Genomic DNA, 21,146 nt, shown 5'->3' on the forward strand with positions numbered 1-21,146 from the left:
AGATCCTCGGCTGGAGAACACCAGCCGAAGTCCTCGACGAACAGCTACGGTCGCTCCAAAGAACAGGTGTTGCAACCACCGGTTGAGCCCAGTCAGTTTCGTTCCAGGAAGCTGCTGGCCGAACTACGCCGCCACGACCTGATCGGATCGATGGGCCAGGTCGCTTCCGCCGGCGACAACGCCGCAATGGAGAGCTTCTTCTCGCTGCTGCAGAAGAACGTCCTGGACCGGCGACGCTGGGCCACCCGCCACGAGCTGCGCCTGGCGATCATCACCTGGATCGAACGGACCTACCACCGCCGCCGACGCCAGACCCCGCCTCGGCCGCCTGACACCCATCGAGTACGAGACGATCATGACCACTCAGGTCGCACTCGCCGCCTGAGAACCGCTGTCGACCGACCCGTTCGTCGCGCTCTGGTTCCTCTGTGACGACGACTCGATGGTGGCGGGAGTGAACGTTCGGGTGAGACCCGGGCTCCTTCTCGCGTTTCAACGGAGAGCGTTCGGGACGATCAACAACCCCCACGCGATCGGATCATACTCCCAGTTGCACACTAGGAAGGCCGCCCGGCTGATCTACTCGACGCCCACGATCGACCCGCGTATCGCAGCGCAGCGGGGCTTGTTCGTGCTTCATAGCGACCCCGACAAGACAGCGGGTTCGAAGGTCTCTGAACTCGGCGAATTCGGGGCACCGCCAACGTGGGACCCCGAAGCAGATATATGACCTCGAAAACGCGGAAGGAACGGCGGGCCGCGGACGCAGGAGAACCAACTTCCCTGAGGCACTCGGGATCTTCGTCCCCGCTGCGGTCAAGCCAGTACTCCTCAATCGTCTCGAGACGAAGTTCGGCTTCACGAGGGCCACCATTTACCCGGACTTCAGTGGCGTGGGGCAGGTGTTTGCGTCCTGATTTCCTCATGCCTTCGCCCGGTCGGACTAGTGCGTGGATGTCATCGTCGGAGTCTTAGCGGTGTTACCTGCGCGAGATAAGAGACGGCTGAGCGTTCAGCCCCACCGGGGTGCAGGCCCTCGGGCTCACCGCCACGCGCGACCCCCCACCGCGATCTCGTCCAGAGCCGCCAGGGGAGACCGAGCGATCACGCGCTGGCTCGCGACTGTCCACGCGAACCAGACGTCGTCGATCGGGCTTCGGGCGGCGATCCCCGAGTCACCTGGCTCCTGCGGTGCTCGCGACGCGCCAACGAGGACGTGCTTACCGCGGGCGAGGGCGTAGCCGACCTCTACGCGAGTTCCGTAGGCGGTGCAGTGCTCGCTGGGTTCCAGTTCGTCCAGCCAGGCGAAGACGACGTCGGCACGATCGATCTGCGCCAAGCAGTCCGCTGCGGTCCTCGGCCTGCTGTGCCCGTTCATGCAGCAGACCCGCCCGAGCTCGCGCACGGTCGAGCAGTGGCTGCGAGACCTCGACGTCTGACCGGCGCCCGACGCGCCACCGGCCCTTGGACTGGGGAACGGCCCCACGTGAAACCCGATAGGTCCGACGAGCACGCTCACGGCCTAGAAGACAGGCGCGCCCGTCGCCCTCGACCTGCGCGTCGCGGGCGACGGGTGCAGGTGCACGACCTCACTCGGCGGAGTGCGCGAGGCTCACGCGGAACCTGAGCAATCTGACGACGCTGCGCGAGCCACGTCCAGGGCGAGCTCAGCGGGCGGTCGGTCGCGCAGCGGTGCGCCTCCGTGGTCGACGACCGAGGAGCTCGTCAACCGTGGTGTCGAGCGCACGAGCGATCGAGCTGATCGTGAACACCCCCGGGTCGACGACCGCACGACGTTCGATCGCACGGACGGTGCCGTACGCGACACCCGCCCGTTCGGCGACCGCCTGCTGCGTCAGATCCAGGTCGATCCGGCGCGCCCGGATCGCGTCCGCGAGACGCCGCGCCGCATCGAGGTGCGGACTCGCGTCTCGGGGAAGGCGGCCGACCATGGCGTCGAAACTACCAGAAATTTAGCGCTATTTTGTTAGCCGCTAGTGCTAGCATGATCGCATGGCTGGAAGGCATCTCAAGGAGCTCGTCACGGCTTACCACGCGCGTGACGACCTTGCCTTCCGTCGCGCGGCGCTGGCGATCATCGACGAGGAAGAGGCGAAGCGGCACACGACGCTCGCCCGTGACCTGCGGAAGCTCTTGGCAGCCGGCGCGCGGTCGTTCTCGATCGACGCGCAGCCGCGCCTGCCGGAGCCTCCTCGCGACAGGGACTCGAACGCACCGTTGGCGGACGTGACGGCGGGCGGCGACACCGTGCTGCGCGACCTGGTGTTCGACCCTGACCTGGCAGATCGTCTAGAAGGACTCGTTGACGAGGTCGCGTACTGGCCGGTGCTCGACACCGCCGGAGTTCCGCGCCGCAACCGGGTGCTGCTGTACGGCCCGCCGGGATGCGGGAAGACGTCGATTGCCGGAGCGCTCGCGAACCAGCTGGGTTGGCCGCTCGTCACGACACGAGTCGACGGGTTGATGTCGAGCTACCTCGGCGAGACGGCCTCGAACCTGCGGAGCTTGTTCGACTTCGCGTCCGCCGCCCCGTCGGTCGTGCTGCTGGACGAGTTCGACTCCCTCGGGAAGGTCCGGGACGACCCCGGCGATCACGGCGAGCTGCGCCGTGTCGTGAACGCGGTGCTGCAGCTGATCGACAAGTACCAGGGCCCGTCGATCCTCATCGCGGCGACGAACAACCCGGGTGTGCTCGACACGGCGTTGTGGCGCCGGTTCGACGAGGTCGTCGAGATCCCGCTGCCCCGACCGGAGCAGATCAGGTCGCTGCTCGGACGACTCCTCCACCTGCACTCGAACGACGAGATGCTCGACCCGGTCGTGAAGCAGCTGACCGGACTGTCATTCGCGGCAGTCGAGCACACGGCACACACCGCGAAGCGCCGCGCGATCATGACCGGCCGGTCAACCATCGACAAGCACGACCTGAGAGGGGCCGCGGAGGAGACCGCCACTCGTCCGTGGGTGTGAAAAGAGCACAAAGGCCCACCTCTGAGCAATCGGTCTGGTTAGCCTCTAGGAATGGCCGACCACCTGACGTTGGGTGTGCCCCGTTCCACTGGATCGCGACGAGGCGGCGGGAACCCGACACCGGCACCGCCGGTGAATCGCAGCGAGCACGCGACGACCCTCGCCGGGATCCTTGAGGGCCTCGGGTTTCCGTACCCGGGCCAGGCCGACCCGACGGACACGCCAGCACAGGAGGAGGACGAGAGCCTGCTCGTCCTGGTGTTCGAGGGCGACCGGCCCATCACGCCGGCGCCGTTCGCCGGACTCAAGATGACCCCGCTCGGGGAGACGACCGAGAACGAGGTCTACATCTTGTCGTCGCCGGAGGCCCGCGCGCGATTCGCGGAGAAGCTCGGGTGGTACGGCAACGCGACGGACTGGTCGGACGACGCCACGTGGGCCAAGCAACTCGACGCGATCTCGGGCATCCGGTTGTACGACCGACGCGACCGGCACGACCCACGCCTGGACGACCTGGAGTTCACCGGCGTGGAGCTCATCGACGTGATGATTTGGCCGTCGTCGCTGATTCACTCACGCCGGCGCGCGAATGTGTCGAAGCGCTGGGTGGACGACGTCGCGGGCGTCGTCGACGCCGGTGCCCTCCGGAACCCGTCGATCCGGGTGGTGGCTCGCGACGACCGACCCGACGTCGCGATGGTTCGTGTCGCAGCGGACCGCGACCTGCTCGAGGAGCTGCTCGCGCACCCCTTGGTCGAACGAGTACGACCGCCGCTGCGGCCGAGCGTCTCGATCGCCGACCTGATCGCCGTGCAGCCCCCGACGACACCGATCGTGCCCGCGGGTGCCGCGATCGGGGTGATCGACGACGACGTGCTCGACAACCCGTACCTGAAGAACGTCGTCGTGGGCCGTGCCAGCTTCCCGGGTGCAGGTGCCACGTTCGGGCCACCGTCCGGGCACGGCACCCAGGTCGCAGCGATCGCCGCCTACGGAGACCTGACACCGCTGGTCGACCCGGCTGCCGGTGCGCTGTCGAACCCGCAGCCGATCGTCAGCGCACGCGTCATGGACCAGGACCCCCACGACCCTGGGCGTGCGCGCATGCCGGGCACCCCGCACCTCCAGTTCGAGGCAGCGATCAAGTGGCTGCACCAGGAGGGCGTTAAGGTCGCCGTCTGCTCGATCAACGAAGACGGGCCGGACAGCCGCGCGCTGCCATCGGAACTCACCACGATCATCGACCAGCTAGCCCGTGACACGGGCATGGTCATCATCGTCTCCAGCGGAAACCGAACCTCGGTCGACCCGCACCACTGGCAGACGGACTACCCCACGTACCTGTCGACGCCTCAGTCCCGGATCGCTGAACCCGGGAACGCGGTCAACGCGATCACGGTCGGCGGGTTCGCCCGGCACACGACGCCGAGCAACCCCGCACACGTCGCGATCGCCCACACCACGGAATGGCCCTCCCCGTTCACGCGGCTCGGCCCCAGCCGAGGACGCGACAGGGCCGGGACCGCGAAGCCCGAGTTCGCCGCGCACGGCGGTAACTGGGCGTGGGATCACCAGTTCCACCAGCTCGGTCCGACGAAGGACGCGGCGTTGGCGGTCGTGTCGCTCGCCCCGCCCGGATCACCGGGAGGTCGCATCGCGGCCGCGGTGACCGGGACGAGCTTCTCGGCGCCGTACGTCGCGCACCAGGTCGCGCGGATCGCCACCCGGTACCCCGACGCGGGCGGAAACCTGCTGCGCGCTTTGACCGCGTTGTCCTCCCGGAAGCTCCAACCGGACCAGTTCCAGCCCGACGACGCTCACGGCACGACGTCGACATCGATCGTGGCTGTCTACGGCGAACCCGACGCCGCTCGGATCTTGGAGTCGGGTACCCACCGGGTCGTGTTCACGTACGAGGGCGCGATGGAGCTCAACGACTCCGAGATCCACTCCCTGCCGATCCCCGAGGAGTTCCTGCAGATCGGCCTCGAGCAGCGGATCGCCGTGGCTCTGGCGTTCACACCTCCGGTGCGTCGCAGTAGGCGCGCGTACGTCGGCGCGTCGATGGAGGTTGACATCATCAAGAACCACACGTTCGACCAACTCAAGGAGATCTACAAGCACCAGCCGGACGCGAGGAACTTCCCTGACCCGGTGGAGCTCGCGGCGGCGAAACGTCCACTGCCCAAGTCGCCGCAGCGTTTCGCCATGGACCGCGGCACCGCGACCCTGGGGTCGAACACCCTGATCCTGCGTCGCGGGACGAGCGCGTCCTGGTCGCCCGACGACACGAACTTCCAGGTGGTGGTCACCCAGGCGACCGACCAGTGGGCGAAGGCTGACTACGACGTCAAGAGGCGTGTGCAGCCGTATGCGCTGGCCGTTGAGATCGCGGTGCGTGAGACTGCCCAGATCGACCTGTACGCCGCAGCTCGCAGTCGCTCCCGGGTGCGGCTTCGTCAGGAGGGATGACCGCGCGCAGAGGCCAGGGCCCTGTTGCGGCAGGGGGCTCGCGCCCCCACTGACGAAACCGTACGCCGCGCGGACCTGCCCTACGACCTGCGGGAACGTCCGCCTACCGGGACGGTCCCAGTTCGGGCGTCCGGCAATTGGCGGTGGGCCTCGGTCTGACCGCGGTCGCGCTCCCGCGCGCCGTGTCGGGTACCCGTCGTCGGAGGGGGCCGTCGTCACCCACCGGCGTCTACCTCCGGCAGCGCCTCGACCGCGACCACGGGAGTCGTCCGGCGCAGCGTCAGGGCGGCGGCCGGGTCGAGGGGTTCGAGCTGCAGCCACATGTCCTGCCCCACGACGATGCCTTCGGTCATGGATGTGCCGGTCACATGCCGGATGCCCACCACGGTGACGGCCTGGTCGTCGCGGCGCAGCCTGCCGAGCGGGAACCGGGGGTCGTCCCCTGCCGGTCCGGCGGTGACCCTGGTCGCGGTGACCGTGCCGTCCGGACCGGTGGAATCGATCAGGTGCATCGCCCCGGACGCGGTCGTGACGAGCCACCGCCCGGCGGTGTGCATTGGGTCAACCGGGGCGGACATCGTCGTCGCTGTCGTCATCGACGTGTGCCGAGGGCGGGGGCGGTTCCGGGTGGACCGGCGGGTCTTGCGGAGAGCTCAGGAACGGCATGACCCTCCACCCGAAGCCCTGGGCGTCGAACTTCCCCCCACGCCAGTGCGCCCACCCGACCGCGGCTGCGTGCAGGTACCGCTCCTGCTGCACCGTCCACCAATCCCACCCGACGATTATCGCGAGGCGCCTGCCGTCCTGGACCAGGATCACGGGCGACCATCTGTCGATCTCGAGCTCCGCGTACTGCGGGATGACCATCTGCACCGGCACGACCTGATCCGGTGCGTCCCAGGAGCGAGGGCTGGGTCCGTCATCGGATTCGCTCATCGCGGTCACCACCGTTCGCATGGTCGTTCTCGTCGGGCACCCGCCGGTTCGCCGTTGCGCCGCGCCCCGCCGGCACCGGTTACCAGGGGCGCCCTGCCGGACCGGCGGTAGCCCAGTCGCAGTGACCATGCCGTCCGGGCCTGTGGACTCGATCAGGTGCATTGCCCACCCGGTCGTCGCCTGCGACCGCCCTCGGGCGTGCACTGGGTCAGCGACGCCGCTCATCGGGTCCTCCGTCCTCGCCGGGCTGCACGGTGGAGTGCAGGCGCTCCTGCATCGGCGGGCGAAGGTACGCCAGGACCTCCCACCCGGCCCCGCGGCGTCGAACCTGCCGTTGCGCCAGAACCCCCAGGACGTCGCGGCCGCGTACACCTACCGCTCGTGCTGCAGCGTCCACAAGTCCCACCCCACGATGACCGCAATGCGTGTGTCGGCGTCGGTCAGAACATCGGGACGCCGGCATTCACCCCGCTGCGGATCTTCTTGTACTTCGGGATCGCGCCCGCCACCGGCATCACGCGCTCGGTCTGCTCCCACGCGAACCTGCGGCGCCCGTCACCGAGCGGACTCATCGCCGTCACCCCCCTCCGGCGTGCGGCCTTCGTCGTCCGAGGGCGGGTTCGGCTTCGCGGTGGGGTGGCGGCGCAGGGTCCGTGCCAGGTCGGTGGCGTGCCCGGCGACGTCGAACACCCCGGAACGCCAGGCGGACCAGAACGACACGGCCATGGCGGCGAACTTCTCGCGCACGTCCACGTACGCCGACCACGACACCATGGCCGCGACCCGCTTCCCGTCCTTGACGACCACGACTTGGGCGCCCCGCTCGACCTCGTCCAGCAGATCGTCGAACCGGTCCTCGACCTCCTCAACAGGGACAACGATCTCGCGGGACAGACCCAGCAGGTCCGGCTCGTGGAACGCACCCTCACTCAGACCCGAGTCCTCGCCGTCGTCGTCGGACTCCGGCCGCGGGTGCCGTTCGCGGTACTCCCGGTACGAGGCGTCGATGGCGACTTCGAGGCCGCGCGCCAGGACCTCCAAGCCGACCTCCGGGCCGAGGTCGACCTCACCGACGAGGAACTTCGCGTCGCCGTCCAGCGTGACACCGGCGGCCGAGTCGGGGTCGCGCCCGGACGTCCGGGGCGGCTGCATCAGCCCGGCCTCGAACATCTTGTCGAGCTGCGACTGGGTGAACCTGATCGCGGACTGCCCGTGCTCCTTGAACTGGATTACGGTGCCTTCGGCGAGTTCCACCCGGGTCGGCAACGACCACAACCACGGGCGTCGGATGCCGGTCACAGCGCGTCGTCCTGCGGGAAGGCCGGCAACCCGGCGAGCTCCTCGGGTTCGACGTAGTCGATCGACGTCACCAGCCGCTGGATCCAGAATCCGAACTCCGGACCGCAGGGGTCCCAGTCGAAGACGTACTCGTGCCGGTCCCCGACCCGGATCACCCCCACGTCACCGTGGAAGACCGACTTCACGGACACCAGCGGCACCCACCGCCCGTCGCCGGGTCCGCGCGAGGACGTGGGCGCGGCCAGACGCAGCAGAAGCACCGAGTCCAGGTCGAGGAAGTACTGAGTCCGCGACAGCGACCGGATCGCCCAGACCCCGGTCGCGTCTGCCAGGACGAGCTCGTCGACGTGCGGGGCGTTCACTGCGAGCTCCGCGGCTTGACCGGTGAGACGTGCTGCTCCCAGGGCTCGGGGATGGGGTCTCCCAGGACCGCGGCCCGCGTCTCGACGTCAGGGATCTTGCCCGCCTGGTACTCCAGGGCCGTACGGATGGCGCTCTCGTATCCATATCGCCACCCGCGACGGAACTGGTCGCGAGCACGAATGTGTCCACGTCCTGTGACGACGGTGACCGCGAGCAGTGCCAGGCAGGTGCCGAGCGGCCCGCCGTTGAGCAGCTCGGCAAGCGCACCGGCGAGGGCTGTCCCTGCGATCAGGAGCGAGCCGGTCGACCATCGCGCGTACGCCCAGGCGTGCGAGGGCCGGGTCGCGGGGTGCCGATCTTTCGTCGTGTCGGTCATGGTTGCTGTCCCTCGACGGTGGGGTGGAGCACGCGCGGTGGAAGGTGGCCTTCCGACGCTCAGGTACGTAGCCCTGAGACCAACGTTGCTCATAGTACGCTTTGCACGCACTCAATCAAGCCCCACGGGCGATCTGCAGGTTCGCGTCGACGCTCCTTGGCCCGGGTAGCGTCTAGACAGTGAGGAACGTTTGGAGTGTTGCTCATAGTCGGTCGACGGGTCAGTCGGCCGTCCCTAGCGTCGAGCGAGTGCCCGACTCCGACCTGCAAGCCGTCCAGCGGCGCGCTTTCGGCGCGACGTTGAGGCTCATCAGGGTCGGGGCGGGCATGACGCAGGAGCAGCTCGCGCTGGCTTCGGGCTTGGACCGGACGTACTTGAACACCGTCGAGTCAGGACGCCGGAACATCTCACTGCACGCGATCTGGCAGCTCGCCGGTGCGCTCCACGTGTCACCTCGGGCGTTCTTCCCGTTCGTCGACCCCGAGGACGTCCCACCGAGCAGGACGCCCTAGCGCACGGCAGCACCGCGAGAACACCATCCGGTGTGGGCGCCGGTCGCTAGCGTTCCCTCATGGACAGCGCGGATCGCGTCACGCCGTACGGATCGGCCAAGGACCTTCCGGTCATCAAGGAGCTCGAGCAGCAGCTCGCCGCGCTCAAGGTGATCGGCTGGATGCTGCCGGCCAAGCAGCGCGCACAGCTACGAGCCACTGAGGCGGAACTTCGGCGCATCCCCAGGATGGTCGACGACTTCTACCGGCTGCTCGGCCCGCGGAACTGGGTCTACACCGACGATCTCGCCACCACGAAGATCGAAGAGGTCGTCGCCGCCACAGACCCTGAGGAAGCCGAGCGGCGGCTGATCGCGTACTACCAAGAGGACGGCCGGCTCGACTTCGTGGTCAAGCAGTTGTTCCGGTTCGAGCAGCTGCGCCCACGTCTTCCGCTGGTCCGTCACGCGCTCGACGACTACCGGGAGGGGCGCTACTACGCGGTCGCGCTCGCCCTCATCCCCGTCATGGACGGGTTCGTCAACGACGTCGAGACCACCAACAGGCGTGGACTGCACGCCAGGGACGCAGATGACATGGTCGCGTGGAACAGCGTGACGGCCCACCACCTCGGGCTCGCGCACGCTCACCAGACGTTCCAGAGGTCATTCCGCAAGACCGAGACCGACGAGGTCACCGAGCTCTACCGGCACGGCATCCTGCACGGGATGGTGGTGAACTTCGACAACGTCGTCGTGGCGACGAAGGCGTGGAACCGCCTCTTCGCGGTGACCGACTGGGCGGCCGCACGCGCGAAGCAGCGGGAACCGGTGCAGCCGACGCCGTCACTGCGGGAGTCGGTGGGGCGTTGGCGCGAGGTCCGCGCCCGATCAGCGCGGATCGATGCGTGGCATCCGCACACGTATACCCCCGGTGACGATGAGCCGTCCGAGGTCGCGCAGACGTGCACCGAGTTCCTCCAGCAGTGGCAGCGCCACCAGTGGGGCCCTGCCAGCGCTCACCTGCACGGCGAGCAGCACACCCCGGTCGGGAGGCGGGCGCTCGTCGCAAAGGACGCCTACGGCGCGCTCGAACTCACACGCTGGGAGCTTCGTGCTGTGCGGCACACCGCGGCGAGCGTCGCCGTCGTCGACGTCAGGCTGCACGTGGACGGGCAGGTCCACGACACCGCCCTGCGCTGGATCCGCATCGACGAGAACGGTAGCCCTGCCACTGAATCCGAAGCCGGGACCTGGTTCCTCACCCTGTACGGCCCGGCAAACTTCCTAACGCCGGACACGCTCGTGACCGAGTAGCGCGGACACCACGACGGGCACCATCGATGCCAGACCGCGTGGTCAGGCACCCGCACCGAGAGACCTGCGTCGACCGCGGCCCCCAGGCTACCGCGCCGGTACTGCCTGCTGTCCCTGCTTCATGGACGAGTTGCCGTCGCTCGCCGCGGCGCTTTGAGACCGGCGCTCCGGAACAGGCCCGACCGAAGGAGCAGGACCCAGCAGGTCGTTCAGCAGCGCGCGCAACGCACCCTGCGTCGAGTGCGAGGTCAGCAGCCCAGAGACCACGACGCCCATCGCCAGCGCCGCGCGCGACACCGAACGACGCCACCTCGATCGGTGTCCTGTTGATCAGGATCGGAACGATCGGCTCGACCGTGGCGGCGATGAGCACACAGCAGGCAGCCGCGAACACGTTCGTGCGGACCGGACCATCCGGGCCACGGTGACGGCTTCGTCCTCACCGATGTGCTCCGCTACGTAGAACATTCGGGCGGACGCCCGCCGCGACCAGCCACCGAACATGGTGATGTGGTGACGTGCGAGGTGAGGACACCGAGCCCGAACGTCACCATCGCCGCGACCGCCATCAACGCGTCCGCCAGCGGCACATCGACGATGTTCAAGGTCATCCACACCCCGACCGCGAGGTAGACCGACCACGAGCCGATCGTGAGCACGTCGGCCCTCGTCACCGGCGGGTGCCGAGTCAGCGAGACCAACAGGTGCGTACGTCTGGCAATCTCCGAACGCAGCTCGGCACGGGCACCCGACGGGACCCGTTCGACGAACTGCGCGTCGGCGCGGAGCTCGTCCCTCAGCCGCCGTGACGTCCGGAACAGCGGACTGAGCAGAGCGACAACGACAGCGCCCAGGAGCCCGGCGGCGACTTTGAGAACCTCGGTGACGATCTCGTCAACGCCCGCATCGTCGCAGAGCACCCGCGCGCAACGGTGACGTCTTGCGTGAACGATGCGCGCAATGACCGGGGATGGGAAGCACCGAGGTCCACTCGTTCGGCACGGACCTCGCTCACGATCACGCAAGGCAACGCAACCGTCTGCGCAGAATGGTCGGCCTGAACGATTGACGCAGGGTGTTGCGCAGGTGCGGGACGGCTGTAGTGTCATCCCATGCCCGACCTGACCAGCGCGATGATGGAGTCGATCCGCCAGGTCGATGAGCACATCGCCGGCCTCGAGGCGAAGCTGCGCGACCTCAAGCACGCACGTGACGTGCTGCGCAGTCTGGTCAGCGAAACGTCCCCCAGTGCGAGTGTCTCTCCTCGCCCTGCGGACGCCGCGCCGAGCACCGATCGCCCTGTCAAGTCGGCCCAGCTCGACCCTGCGACTCTGCTCGGTCGGATGGCAGAACTTGTGGATCGCAGCGCTCCCGGCACGTCCTGGAAGGCGGTCGAGCTCGCCCGCACGCTGCACGACGGCGAGCCGACCCGTTCTCAGATCGAGAGCTGCCGCGCGAAAGCTGGCCAGCTCGTGGCGAGGGGCGCTCTGGTGAAGAACCCGAACGGCACGTTCGCCAAGCCGGGGGTGGGCGCCGTGTAGGCATGAAAAATGCCGCCGGTCGAGCGCGAACTCGAGCCGGCGGCGAGCACTTTGACCTACCAGCAAGCAACTAATGGGCGCATCGTGCTGCCCACAGACTACCCCGTCTGAGCAGCACGGCAAGGGCCTACGCCCGTCGCGCCCACAGACGGAGGTTCTCGCATGCCTGAAGCCGGGCTACCACCCCATCCTTCCGCGTGTCCTCGACGGTTGTCGACGACGCTCGAGGAGTACCTGTCGACGTGGCATCCCGCCAGGCTCGACGCGCCCGCGTGGGCTCTGGCGCGCGACGGCGTTCATGACCGAGTCCGATCGTGCCGGCCGACGAACCTCCACACGATGAAGTCGATGCTTCGGGCCCTGGTGATGTTCTTGAGCCTCACGACCGCGTGGGACCGACGTTCGCCTCTGGACTTGGACCGCGTTCTCCGGCAAGAGACCATCAACGCTCATGCCCTGGCCCTGGTGGGTGTGCGCTCGCGGCCGGGCGACGACCGCACGCAGCTGATGCGCCTCGCTCGACGCCAGAGAGTCCGCACGCGGGTCACCAACCCGGCGACACCGACCACGAGACACGTTGCTGAAAGTGCGCACCGAGCTCTGGACAACGATGCTTCAACGGCGTCAGACTTGACCTTCGAGTTCGCAGCGATGCACTCGCAGCCCTCGTCTCGGCTGCCACCCTCCGCCCCGTCGTGGAGGCTCCTGAACCCCGCAGTAGCACAGGTCGGTGGTCTGATGCCCACCTCGATTGACTCGGTCTCACCTGCAGGTAAGCCGCCTCGCATGAAGACTCTGTCCCGCGCGGCCAGAGTCGCCGAAGGCAAGCGGAAGCACGCCGCAGCGCTCGGAGCGCTCCGCCACAGCGGACCCGCGCCACTGCCGGTCTTGCCTCCCGAGATCGAGGCGACGATTGCTGCCTACAGTCCACAAGGCAAGGCCGTGAAGTCGTGGGATCTGACCGCGCCGATGTGCCGGACGCTCGCCCGTTACTACAGGCCGAAGAGTCCGGAGAACGCCCGGAACGTCATGTGGCACTTGTCCCGGTATCTGGAGTGGGTTGTGTCGCAGCCTCACCGGGTCGATGTGACAGCGGCACTGAGGCTCGACGAGGTCGACTACCCCAACCTCCTGGACCTGTACCGGAGCGGCCGTTCGGCCGCTGACTCCACGGCAGCGAACCTGGTGTCGTTCGTGCGCAGAGCGGTGCAGAGGTCCCAGGGGGTCGAGCCCACCCCGGTGCCGCACACACGGTCTGCTTCCGTGCCCCTGCAGGGCCCGGAGGTCCCGGTCGTCGTGCAGTACGCCCACCAGCAGCGCACCTCGACGAACCGACGGTCGCTGTGCTTCATCGTGGGGTTGTCGCTCGGCGCTGGCCTCGACGGGCACGACCTGGCGTTGGTGCGACGCCACCACCTCGTGGTCTTCCCGGTGCCGGGCGGCGGTGACGTCCTCACCGTCGAGGTGACCGACGGCACCGCGACACGGGTCGCGGTCGTCGCCGACGTCATGCGCCCGACCGTCGAACTCGCGCTGGCGATGCACGACGAGATCGGTCGGGGCGCCGGTGCGTACGTGCTCGGGACGGAGGGCAACCGTCGCTCGGTCGTCCAGACCGCGATCAGGCACGCTCGCGCGGCTCGCCCCGAGGACCGCCCTCATGTGAGCTGTCCTCGGATGCGCAACACGTGGCTGGTCGCCGCGATGCAAGCAGGCATCCCGGTGCGGGAGGTCATGCAGGCAGCCGGCTTGAAGTACGCGACGACTCTCGTGGACCTGCAGGGGTACTGCGACCCTCTCGACCCTGCCTACGTCGCCACCCTGTTCGCGAACGTGCACCGGAGTTGGAGGAAGGCCGGATGAACATCAACGGCAAACTGTTCCTGTGGGTCCTGGACATCATCCGTGCCGGTGACGTCGTCGAACGGATCGAGAAGGTCCTGCGTCCCGGAGAGCGCGCGGGCGGGCGTCCGCGCCAGTTCGGTCTGGACGTGTGGCTCGCCGCGTTCGTCGTGGCGACGATCACCGGGTCGGGGGCGTTCGAGGTGCGCGCGCACCGGGTCCTGACCCAGGATCTGCCGCGTTCGCTGCAGGTGCGTCTCGGGCTGCGCCGCCGCGCGGTCGGCTCGGACGCGGTCACCCGTCCGATCTCGGTCGCTCAGGTTCGCGGTCCCCTCGACCAGCTCGCGGCGCGGTTGAACCAGGACGAGAAGGGCCTGTCGGACCTTGAGCGTGAGTACCGGCGCGAGACGCTTCGTGGCCTCGTGTGCGCGATGGCTGCCGCGACGATCCCGATGCGCCACCGCCTGTCTGGTTCGTGGGCGGTCGACAACACGGCCGTGGAGTCCTGGGGCAAGCCATGGACTCGCCCGAAGGACGCCGCCGGTGCGATCAGCCACGAGAGCGAAGCACGGTGGGGACACCGCACCCCGACATTCCAGACCGGTGACCGTGACCGGGTCTTCGGGTACAAGAAGTCCAGCTACACGCTGATCGCCCCGCTGCCCGCCTACATCGAGGCGATGGAGGTCCGCCCGGCGCACGAGCACGGCGAGGAGCCGGCGATGCGGCTCGCCGAGCTCTTGCACCGCAAGCTCACGAACGCCGGCCGCAAGTTCGGGTTGGTGATCGCCGACCGTGAGTACTCCCACGCGAAGCCGGAGCGGTGGCACCACCCGATGCGCGCCATGGGCGCCGAGCTAGTCATGGACATCCACCAGCTCGACCGAGGCGTCGAGCACTACCGGGGTGCGATGTTCCTCGACGGCGGGGCGTTCTGCCCCGGCATGCCGGGGCACCTGCTCCCGCTGGAGCGTCCGGCGCGCAGCACGCTCGGCCCTCGTCCCGGGCCGGACGAGCCGCTGAAGGAACGGTCCGCGTGGGACGCGTTGAAGAAGGCGCTGGCGTGGGCTCGCCGCATCACCTCGCTGCGCGAGCCCTACGCGCTTGTGCGGATCGCGGGCAACGGCGCCGGCAAGGAGCGGTTCGCGTGCCCGGCGCTGCACGGCAAGGTCGTCTGCCCGTTGCGGGCGTTCACGATGCAACTCCCCGACTCGGACCTCCTGCCGGAGGTGACTCCTCCACGGCCGGCGCTGCAGGTTGCGGACGGCATCTGCTTCCGCCAGTCGATCACCGTGTACGAGGACGTGTCTCCGAAGACCCGTCAGCGGTTGCAGTGGCAGTCGGAGAAGTGGGCGCTGCTCTACAACAAGCGCCCGTCGGTCGAACGCGGGTACGCGTCGATGAAGTCCGGAGCGACGGAGGACGTCGGCCGCGGCTGGATCCAGCTGCGCGGCATCGTGAAGGTCTCGTTCATGCTCGCGGTCGCGGTCATGTCGCAGAACCTGCGTCTCGCACTCGGCGAGATCGCCGTGAACGGCCCGGACGAGGGACCCGAGGCGGACGTGATCTTGCGCGGTCCCGAGGAGTTCTTCGGCCACGAAGAGCTCAACGTCTACGGCGACATCGACCGCTACGACACGCCGCACAACTCCGACCACTGACGCGCTCGAGGCACCCCGGACAGCATGAAACCCCCGCCGGGAACCCGGCGGGGGTTTCATGACTCCGAGGGGTCCAGTTACCTGACTCCCTCACACGCGGTAGCGGTGGGATTTGAACCCACGGTGGACTTTCACCCACACACGCTTTCGAGGCGTGCTCCTTAGGCCGCTCGGACACGCTACCTCGGCAAGGGAGACTACCGGATGCCGGACGGATCTCCCGCATCGGGGTCGTACCGTGGGGGTGTGACGTCCTTGCGCCTGCCCGTTCCCGCCCACGACGACGTCCGGCCGAACCCCGGCACGGTCGACGACGCGGTGGCGCTGCTGCGGGGCAGCCGGCTGACGGTCCTGACCGGTGCGGGGCTGTCGACCGACTCGGGGATCCCCGACTACCGCAGCCCGGACTCCCCGCCGCGCAACCCGATGACGTACCAGCAGTTCGTGGGGGACGCGGCGTTCCGGCAGCACTACTGGGCGCGCAACCACATCGGGTGGCAGCACGTGCACCGCACGCACCCGAACGCCGGGCACCGGGCGCTGGCGTCGATGGAGGCGCACGGCACGGTGGTCGGGCTGATCACGCAGAACGTCGACCTGCTGCACGAGCAGGCGGGCTCGCGGCGGGTCATCGACCTGCACGGCCGGTACGACCGGGTGATCTGCCTGCGCTGCCACCGCGTGGTGTCCCGGACGGAGCTCGCGGAGCGGCTGGAGGCGCTGAACCCGGGGTTCGCGGAGTCCGTGGGGGCGGTCGGGGACGTGGAGATCGCCCCGGACGCGGACGCGGTGATCGAGCAGACGTCGCACTTCGTCGTCGCGGACTGCTGGCAGCCGGACCCCGACGGGGGCGACGGGCCGTGCGGCGGGATGTTGAAGCCGGACATCGTCTACTTCGGGGAGACGGTGCCCGCCGAGCGGGTGGCGGCCGCGTACGCGCTGGTCGACGAGGCGGACGCCCTGCTGGTCGCGGGGTCGTCGCTGACGGTGCAGTCGGGACTGCGGTTCGTGCGGCACGCGGCGGCCGGCGGACGGCCCGTGGTGATCCTCAACCGGGGTGCGACGCGCGGGGACCCGCTGGCGACGATGACGCTGGACGCCGGTGCCTCGGAGACGCTGCAGGAGCTCGCCGCGCGGCTCTGACCGGGTGCTCAGCGCCCCCGGTGCCCCGCGAAGAACTCCCGCAGCACCGCCGCGCACTCGTCCTCGCGGACCCCGCCGACGACCTCGACCTGGTGGTTGAGCCGCACGTCGCGCACGACGTCCCACTGCGACCCGCACGCCCCGGCCTTCGGGTCCCACGCGCCGAGCACCAGCCGCGGCACCCGGGCCAGGACGGTCGCCCCCGCGCACATCAGGCACGGCTCGAGGGTGACGACGAGGGTGCAGTCGTCGAGGCGCCACCGGCCGAGCACCGCGGACGCCGCCCGCAGCGCCAGCACCTCGGCGTGCGCGGTCGGGTCGGCGTCGGCCTCGCGGCGGTTGCGGCCGGCCCCGACGACCTCCCCGTCCGGCCCCAGCACGACCGCCCCGACCGGGACGTCGCCGGTGGCCGCGCAGCCCGCCGCCTCGGTGAGGGCCAGGCCCATGGCGGTGAGGTCGTCGGCGCGCGCGAACATGCCGCCATCCTCCCGCACGCGGGCGGCCGCCGACGGGTGGTCACGGCCGGGGTCGTCCCCGGTCGCGGAGCTATCCTGCCGCCCGTGCCGCCGAGCCAGGACAGCCCGCCGCCGGGCGCCGTGACGCAGCAGGGGCGTGCCCCGGGCCGGCTCGCGCTCGTCCCGTCGCGCGCCGGGGGCGCGGGGCTGCTCGCGCTGCTGGCCGTCGTGGTGGCGCAGGCGTCGACCGCCGCGGTGCTGCCGGCCACCACCCGGCTGCTCGGCCTCGCGGACTGGCAGGCCGGTGCGGTGACCTCGGCGTCGGCGGCCGTCGTCGTGCTGACCAGCCCGGCCTGGGGCCGGCGCGCCGACGTGCTCGGCTCCCGCCCGGTGGTGCTCGCGGGTGTGCTGGCGGCGCTGCTCGGGACGCTGGGGTTCGCCGCGGTGCTGCTGGTGGTCGACGCGGTGCCCGCGACGGCGGCGTGGCTGGTGCTGCTGGTGGTGCGCGGGCTGCTGATCGGCACCGCGGTCGCGGCCGTGGGCCCGGCGACCCAGGTGCGGCTGGTCGCCGACGCCCGGACCCCGCAGGAGCGCACCGGCTGGATCGCCCGCGCCGGCGCGGTGCGCGGGGTCGGCACCATGGTCGGCGCGGGGCTGGCGGCCGGGCTGGGCGTCCTCGGCGCGGCGCTGCCCGTGGTCGCGGCGGCGGTGGTGCTCGCGGGTGCCGGTGCGTGGGCGCTCGCGGTGCGCGGCGGCGCGGAGGACGCCCCGGCACCGGAGACGCCGACGGCCCCGGACGCCGCGCTCCCCCGGGTCTCCGGGCTGCGGCGGCCCGCGGTGCGCACGGCGGTCGCGGCGTCGGCGGGGGTGTTCCTGGCGATGGCCCTGGTGCAGGGCAGCATCGGGTTCCTGGTCCAGGACCGGTACGACCTGGTCGCAGGCCGGGCGACGGCGCTGACGGGGGCGCTGCTGCTGGTCGCCGGGCTGGGGTCGCTGGTCGCGCAGGGCGTCGCGGTGCCGCGCCTCGGCTGGGCGCCGTGGCGGCTGGTCCGGGCCGGCGCGACGGTCGTGGTCGCCTCGGTCGCCGTCTACGCGGTGCCGGTGCCGGCGGCCGCGCTGACCGTGGTCGCCCTGCTGTTCGGTGCCGGCGTCGGCACCGCCGCCGCGGGGTGCACGGCGGCCGCGGCGGCGGCGGTCGGTCCTCGGGAGCAGGGCGACGCCGCGGGGCTCGTCAACGCGGTGAACGCCCTCACGTTCGTGGTCGGGCCCACGGTCGCCGCCGCGGGCTACGGCTGGCACCCCGGCGTCCCGGCCGTCCTGGCGCTGGTCGCCGGGTCGGCGGCGCTGCTCGCCTCGGCCCGCGCCCGGCAGCCCTCGGGGGGACGCCCGTGACCGCCACGCCCGCGACCCCGCCCCGCGTCGGCGTCCCCCGGGTGCCGTCCTGGTTCGTCCCGCGCGACGCGGCCGCCGCCCGACTCGACCCCGACGCGTCGCTGCTGGTCGTGCACGGGCCCGCGGGCTCCGGGAAGTCGCTGCTGCTCGCGCGCTGGGTCCGGGACGCGCTGCCCGCGGACCGCGCGGTGCTGTGGCTCGACGCGACCGCGGCGCCGTCCGGCGACGACCTGTGGGCCCGGGCGCTGACGGCCCTCGCGGACGCCGGCCTGCTCGCGGGGAGCGCGACGGACCGCGCCCGGGTGGACGCGGCGCGCGGCGGTCGGGGCGCGGGCGCAGCGGTCGTGGACGTGCTGCACGGCCTGACGGCGCCGGTGCTCGTGGTGGTCGACGGCTACGAGGCGGTGGCGTCCGCGTCGACCGACGCCGAGCTCGTCCGGGTGCTGGGTCGCGTCGACCGGCTGCACGTCGCGGTCACCACCCGCCGTGCGGCGGCGCGCCTCGTCGCGGCCGGCGGGCTCGGGCTCGACGTCGCCGAGGTCGGGCCGGCGGACCTGCGGCTCGGGAGCGACGAGGTCGCCGACGTGCTGAGCCGCGCGGGCCTGCCGCAAGCGAGCGCCGCCGCTGAACGGGTCGCGGACGCCACCGCTGGCCTCGCCGTCGCCGTGCGCGCCGTCGCGCTCGCCGCCTCCCGCGGCGCCGTCGACCTGCCGACCGCCCGGCACGAGCACCTGGTCGACATCGCGGCGCGCGGCGTCGTGCTCGGCCTGGGGACGGCGACGCACGACGACGTGTACCTGGTCGCGGCCCGTCGGCTGTCCGTGGCCGAGCGACTGACCCCGGAGCTCGCCGGCGCGCTGACGGGCGGGCCGGCGGACGAGCTGCTGGCCCGGCTCGAGGCGGACGGCCTGGGCACGTGGCACGACGCCCCCGCCGAGCTCATGCTCACCCCGGTGATCCGCGCGGCCCTGCGCGCCGACCTCGACCGCGCCGCCCCGGGCGAGGTGCCCGGCCTGCTCCGGACCGTCGCGGCCTGGGGCCTGGAGGCGCAGCGCTACTACCCCGCGCTGCACGCCGCCGCCGAGACCGGTGACCTCGACCTGGTGACGGCGACCGTGATCCGGGTCTGGGGGTCCGGGCAGGCCCGGGACGCGGGCGAGACGATCCGCGTGCTGGAGCAGCTGCCGCGCGGCGCGGTGGCGCGCCGTCCGCAGCTCGCCCTCCTGCTGGCGCTGCTGCACAACACCCGGGCGGAGCACCGGGTCCGGGCGCTGGAGTGGTTCGCCCTGGCCGCGGCTGCCGCCGTCTACCACCTGCCGCGCGCGACCCCGCCGGAGCGGGCGCTGCTGCGCGCGGGCGAGAGCGTCGCGATGCGCCTGCTCGGGCGCGGCGGCCGGGCGCGGACCGCGGCGCTCGCCGCGCTCGACCACCTGGCGGCGGCACCCCCGGGGACGGATCCGACCGTCGACGCCCTGCGCGGGCTGCTGCACCGCCAGCTCGGGGTGTCGCTGGTCGCGGCCGGCGACGTCGAGCACGGCGTCCAGGTCCTCGGGGCCTCGCTCGCCCACGAGCGGTCCGGGTCGGTCGCGGCGTTCAGCGCGCACAGCATGGCCGCCGGGTTCCTCGCGGTGCAGGGCGACCTCGGGGCGGCACGGCCGGAGGTCCGGGCGGCCACGGCGCTCGAGCCCCCGCGCCGCCCCGAGACCGCGTACCGGCGGTCGACGCTCGACCTCGCCCGCGTGCACCTCGCGGTCGAGGCGGGTGACCTCGACGCCGCGGTGGCGCTCCTCGACGGCATGGCCGACGAGCTGCGCACCAACGAGTTCTGGCCCGCGTTCGCGGAGGTCCAGGCCACGGTCGACCGGCTGCGCGGCCGGGCGGTCCCCGGCGAGGAGGCGCTCACCCAGGCGCTGCGCCGGGGTCGGCGGGCGCCCGCGACGGCCGCGTGGCGGGGGCGGCTCGTCGCGTCCCGGGCGCTGCTGGCGCTCGCGGGCGGCCAGGCGGAGCGCGGCCTCGCCCTGCTCGACCCGGTCCCCGCCGCGCACCCCGCCGCGCGGGTGGCCCGCGGCCGGCTGCTGCTGTCCACGGGCCGGCACGACGACGCGCGGGCGCTGCTCGCCGCCCCGGACCTCCCCGACGAGGGGCCGCGGCTGCGCGCGTCGCGACGGTTCGTCCTGGCCGCGGCGAGCGTGACGGCGGGCGCCACCGCGGACGCGACGACCCGCGCCGACGCCGCACCCGACCACCCCCACGGCGACGACCGCGAGCGCCGGGCCGCCGTCGCGCTGCGGGCCCTGCACGAGGCCGCCGCGGTGCTGGCCGGCGGCGGGTCGCGCACCGGCTGGTCGCTGGTGTCCGCCGCGGAGCGGGCCGCCCTGGCCGACCTGGTCGCGGGCGACCCGGAGCTGGCGGCGCTGCTCGCGGACCTCGCGGCGGTGCCGACCACCGTCCCCGACGCGCGGGCGGGCGTGGGGCTCAGCGAGCGGGAGCTCGTGGTGCTCCGCGCGCTCGCCGACGGCACGGAGCTCGCCGAGGTCGCCGCGCACCTGCACGTCTCGCACAACACCGTGAAGACCCAGGTCCGCTCCGCTTACCGCAAGCTCGGCGTCCGCACCCGCGCCGACGCCCTGTCCCGCGCCCGCGACCAGGGCCTCCTCTAACCCCCTCCCCGCGCCGCGCCCCCGGGCGCCCCGCGCCCCGGGCACCCCCGCCCCGGGCACCCCCGCCGAGATGGCAGCCCGCGTCTGCGCGGCGCCCCTCCCGCCCAGGCGAGCAGTGCCATCTCGGCGTCAAGGGCTGCGGGCGTTCACCCCGGGGCTCACCTCCGTCACCCCTGCGTCCGCTCCGATGCCCGATCTGCCGGACTCC

At 71.3% G+C, this 21,146-nt stretch carries 20 protein-coding genes, 1 tRNA gene and 1 pseudogene; 11 read left to right on the plus strand and 11 right to left on the minus strand.

The genetic code is table 11. From position 1 onward, the window contains the following. Positions 1-90: 90 nt before the first annotated feature. Positions 91-385 (plus strand): annotated as a pseudogene (locus ACFVXN_RS17635) (IS3 family transposase); the annotation flags it as partial. Positions 386-1,042: 657 nt separating this feature from the next. Here ACFVXN_RS17635 and ACFVXN_RS17640 read toward each other — a convergent pair. Continuing rightward, positions 1,043-1,405 (minus strand): nucleoside 2-deoxyribosyltransferase, encoded by a 363-nt coding sequence (locus ACFVXN_RS17640; RefSeq protein WP_389235547.1) that lies wholly within the window; start codon positions 1,403-1,405, stop codon positions 1,043-1,045. A 262-nt stretch (positions 1,406-1,667) separates the two neighbouring features. Further along, complete coding sequence (locus ACFVXN_RS17645) at positions 1,668-1,952, minus strand: helix-turn-helix transcriptional regulator (RefSeq protein WP_389235550.1); 285 nt, start codon at positions 1,950-1,952, stop codon at positions 1,668-1,670. 61 nt (positions 1,953-2,013) lie between these two features. Here ACFVXN_RS17645 and ACFVXN_RS17650 point away from each other — a divergent pair, with 61 nt between their 5' ends. Both ACFVXN_RS17650 and ACFVXN_RS17655 read left to right on the plus strand, forming a co-directional pair. Beyond that, on the plus strand, positions 2,014-2,991 hold the full coding sequence (locus tag ACFVXN_RS17650) for an AAA family ATPase (RefSeq protein WP_389235553.1): 978 nt from the start codon (positions 2,014-2,016) through the stop codon (positions 2,989-2,991). 51 nt (positions 2,992-3,042) lie between these two features. Further along, entirely contained in the window at positions 3,043-5,463 is a 2,421-nt protein-coding gene (locus ACFVXN_RS17655) for a S8 family peptidase (RefSeq protein WP_389235556.1), read from the plus strand. Positions 5,464-5,678: 215 nt separating this feature from the next. Here the strand turns inward: ACFVXN_RS17655 and ACFVXN_RS17660 are convergent, their stop codons facing one another. The 6 genes from ACFVXN_RS17660 to ACFVXN_RS17685 form a co-directional block, all read right to left on the minus strand. After that, positions 5,679-6,020, minus strand: a complete 342-nt coding sequence (locus ACFVXN_RS17660; RefSeq protein ID WP_389235559.1) for a hypothetical protein — start codon at positions 6,018-6,020, stop codon at positions 5,679-5,681. A 4-nt stretch (positions 6,021-6,024) separates the two neighbouring features. Further along, positions 6,025-6,411, minus strand: a complete 387-nt coding sequence (locus ACFVXN_RS17665; protein ID WP_389235561.1) for a hypothetical protein — start codon at positions 6,409-6,411, stop codon at positions 6,025-6,027. Between the two features lie 428 nt (positions 6,412-6,839). After that, positions 6,840-6,971, minus strand: coding sequence for a hypothetical protein (locus ACFVXN_RS17670; RefSeq protein WP_389235564.1), 132 nt, complete (start codon positions 6,969-6,971; stop codon positions 6,840-6,842). Then, positions 6,955-7,698, minus strand: coding sequence for a type II toxin-antitoxin system prevent-host-death family antitoxin (locus ACFVXN_RS17675; protein WP_389235567.1), 744 nt, complete (start codon positions 7,696-7,698; stop codon positions 6,955-6,957). The genes ACFVXN_RS17670 and ACFVXN_RS17675 overlap by 17 nt, the downstream gene beginning before the upstream one ends. Then, positions 7,695-8,060 (minus strand): hypothetical protein, encoded by a 366-nt coding sequence (locus ACFVXN_RS17680; RefSeq protein ID WP_389235570.1) that lies wholly within the window; start codon positions 8,058-8,060, stop codon positions 7,695-7,697. The genes ACFVXN_RS17675 and ACFVXN_RS17680 overlap by 4 nt, the downstream gene beginning before the upstream one ends. Then, the gene (locus ACFVXN_RS17685) at positions 8,057-8,437 is read right to left on the minus strand and encodes a hypothetical protein (RefSeq protein WP_389235573.1); all 381 of its coding nucleotides are present in this window, start codon (positions 8,435-8,437) and stop codon (positions 8,057-8,059) included. The genes ACFVXN_RS17680 and ACFVXN_RS17685 overlap by 4 nt, the downstream gene beginning before the upstream one ends. A gap of 248 nt (positions 8,438-8,685) precedes the next feature. On the opposite strand from ACFVXN_RS17685, the gene ACFVXN_RS17690 reads away from it, so the two are divergent. Then, a complete protein-coding gene (locus tag ACFVXN_RS17690; RefSeq protein ID WP_389235576.1) occupies positions 8,686-8,949 on the plus strand; it encodes a helix-turn-helix domain-containing protein in 264 nt (87 codons plus the stop codon). A 59-nt stretch (positions 8,950-9,008) separates the two neighbouring features. After that, a complete protein-coding gene (locus ACFVXN_RS17695; protein ID WP_389235579.1) occupies positions 9,009-10,244 on the plus strand; it encodes a hypothetical protein in 1,236 nt (411 codons plus the stop codon). A gap of 455 nt (positions 10,245-10,699) precedes the next feature. On the opposite strand, the gene ACFVXN_RS17700 is transcribed toward ACFVXN_RS17695, so the two are convergent. Beyond that, complete coding sequence (locus ACFVXN_RS17700; protein ID WP_389235581.1) at positions 10,700-11,164, minus strand: hypothetical protein; 465 nt, start codon at positions 11,162-11,164, stop codon at positions 10,700-10,702. Positions 11,165-11,356: 192 nt separating this feature from the next. Here ACFVXN_RS17700 and ACFVXN_RS17705 point away from each other — a divergent pair, with 192 nt between their 5' ends. From ACFVXN_RS17705 to ACFVXN_RS17715, 3 genes are all read left to right on the plus strand, one after another. Beyond that, positions 11,357-11,785, plus strand: a complete 429-nt coding sequence (locus ACFVXN_RS17705; protein ID WP_389235583.1) for a hypothetical protein — start codon at positions 11,357-11,359, stop codon at positions 11,783-11,785. A 786-nt stretch (positions 11,786-12,571) separates the two neighbouring features. Continuing rightward, positions 12,572-13,648, plus strand: coding sequence for a hypothetical protein (locus ACFVXN_RS17710; RefSeq protein ID WP_389235585.1), 1,077 nt, complete (start codon positions 12,572-12,574; stop codon positions 13,646-13,648). Continuing rightward, positions 13,645-15,288, plus strand: a complete 1,644-nt coding sequence (locus ACFVXN_RS17715) for a hypothetical protein (protein ID WP_389235588.1) — start codon at positions 13,645-13,647, stop codon at positions 15,286-15,288. Before ACFVXN_RS17710 ends, ACFVXN_RS17715 begins: the two co-directional genes overlap by 4 nt. Positions 15,289-15,385: 97 nt before the next feature. Here the strand turns inward: ACFVXN_RS17715 and ACFVXN_RS17720 are convergent. Beyond that, positions 15,386-15,472, minus strand: a tRNA-Ser gene (locus ACFVXN_RS17720). Between the two features lie 62 nt (positions 15,473-15,534). Here ACFVXN_RS17720 and ACFVXN_RS17725 point away from each other — a divergent pair. Further along, on the plus strand, positions 15,535-16,431 hold the full coding sequence (locus ACFVXN_RS17725; protein ID WP_389235591.1) for a Sir2 family NAD-dependent protein deacetylase: 897 nt from the start codon (positions 15,535-15,537) through the stop codon (positions 16,429-16,431). An 8-nt stretch (positions 16,432-16,439) separates the two neighbouring features. Here ACFVXN_RS17725 and ACFVXN_RS17730 read toward each other — a convergent pair whose 3' ends face one another. After that, positions 16,440-16,907 carry a nucleoside deaminase gene (locus tag ACFVXN_RS17730; RefSeq protein WP_389235594.1) on the minus strand — a complete coding sequence of 156 codons (468 nt, stop codon included), beginning with the start codon at positions 16,905-16,907 and terminating at the stop codon, positions 16,440-16,442. 84 nt (positions 16,908-16,991) lie between these two features. Here ACFVXN_RS17730 and ACFVXN_RS17735 point away from each other — a divergent pair, with 84 nt between their 5' ends. Next, the gene (locus ACFVXN_RS17735) at positions 16,992-18,278 is read left to right on the plus strand and encodes an MFS transporter (RefSeq protein WP_389235597.1); all 1,287 of its coding nucleotides are present in this window, start codon (positions 16,992-16,994) and stop codon (positions 18,276-18,278) included. Beyond that, positions 18,275-20,938 carry a LuxR C-terminal-related transcriptional regulator gene (locus ACFVXN_RS17740; protein WP_389235600.1) on the plus strand — a complete coding sequence of 888 codons (2,664 nt, stop codon included), beginning with the start codon at positions 18,275-18,277 and terminating at the stop codon, positions 20,936-20,938. The genes ACFVXN_RS17735 and ACFVXN_RS17740 overlap by 4 nt, the downstream gene beginning before the upstream one ends. The last annotated feature ends 208 nt before the right edge of the window (positions 20,939-21,146 follow it).

This window comes from Cellulomonas sp. NPDC058312 (assembly GCF_042880135.1).
Lineage (GTDB): Bacteria > Actinomycetota > Actinomycetes > Actinomycetales > Cellulomonadaceae > Cellulomonas.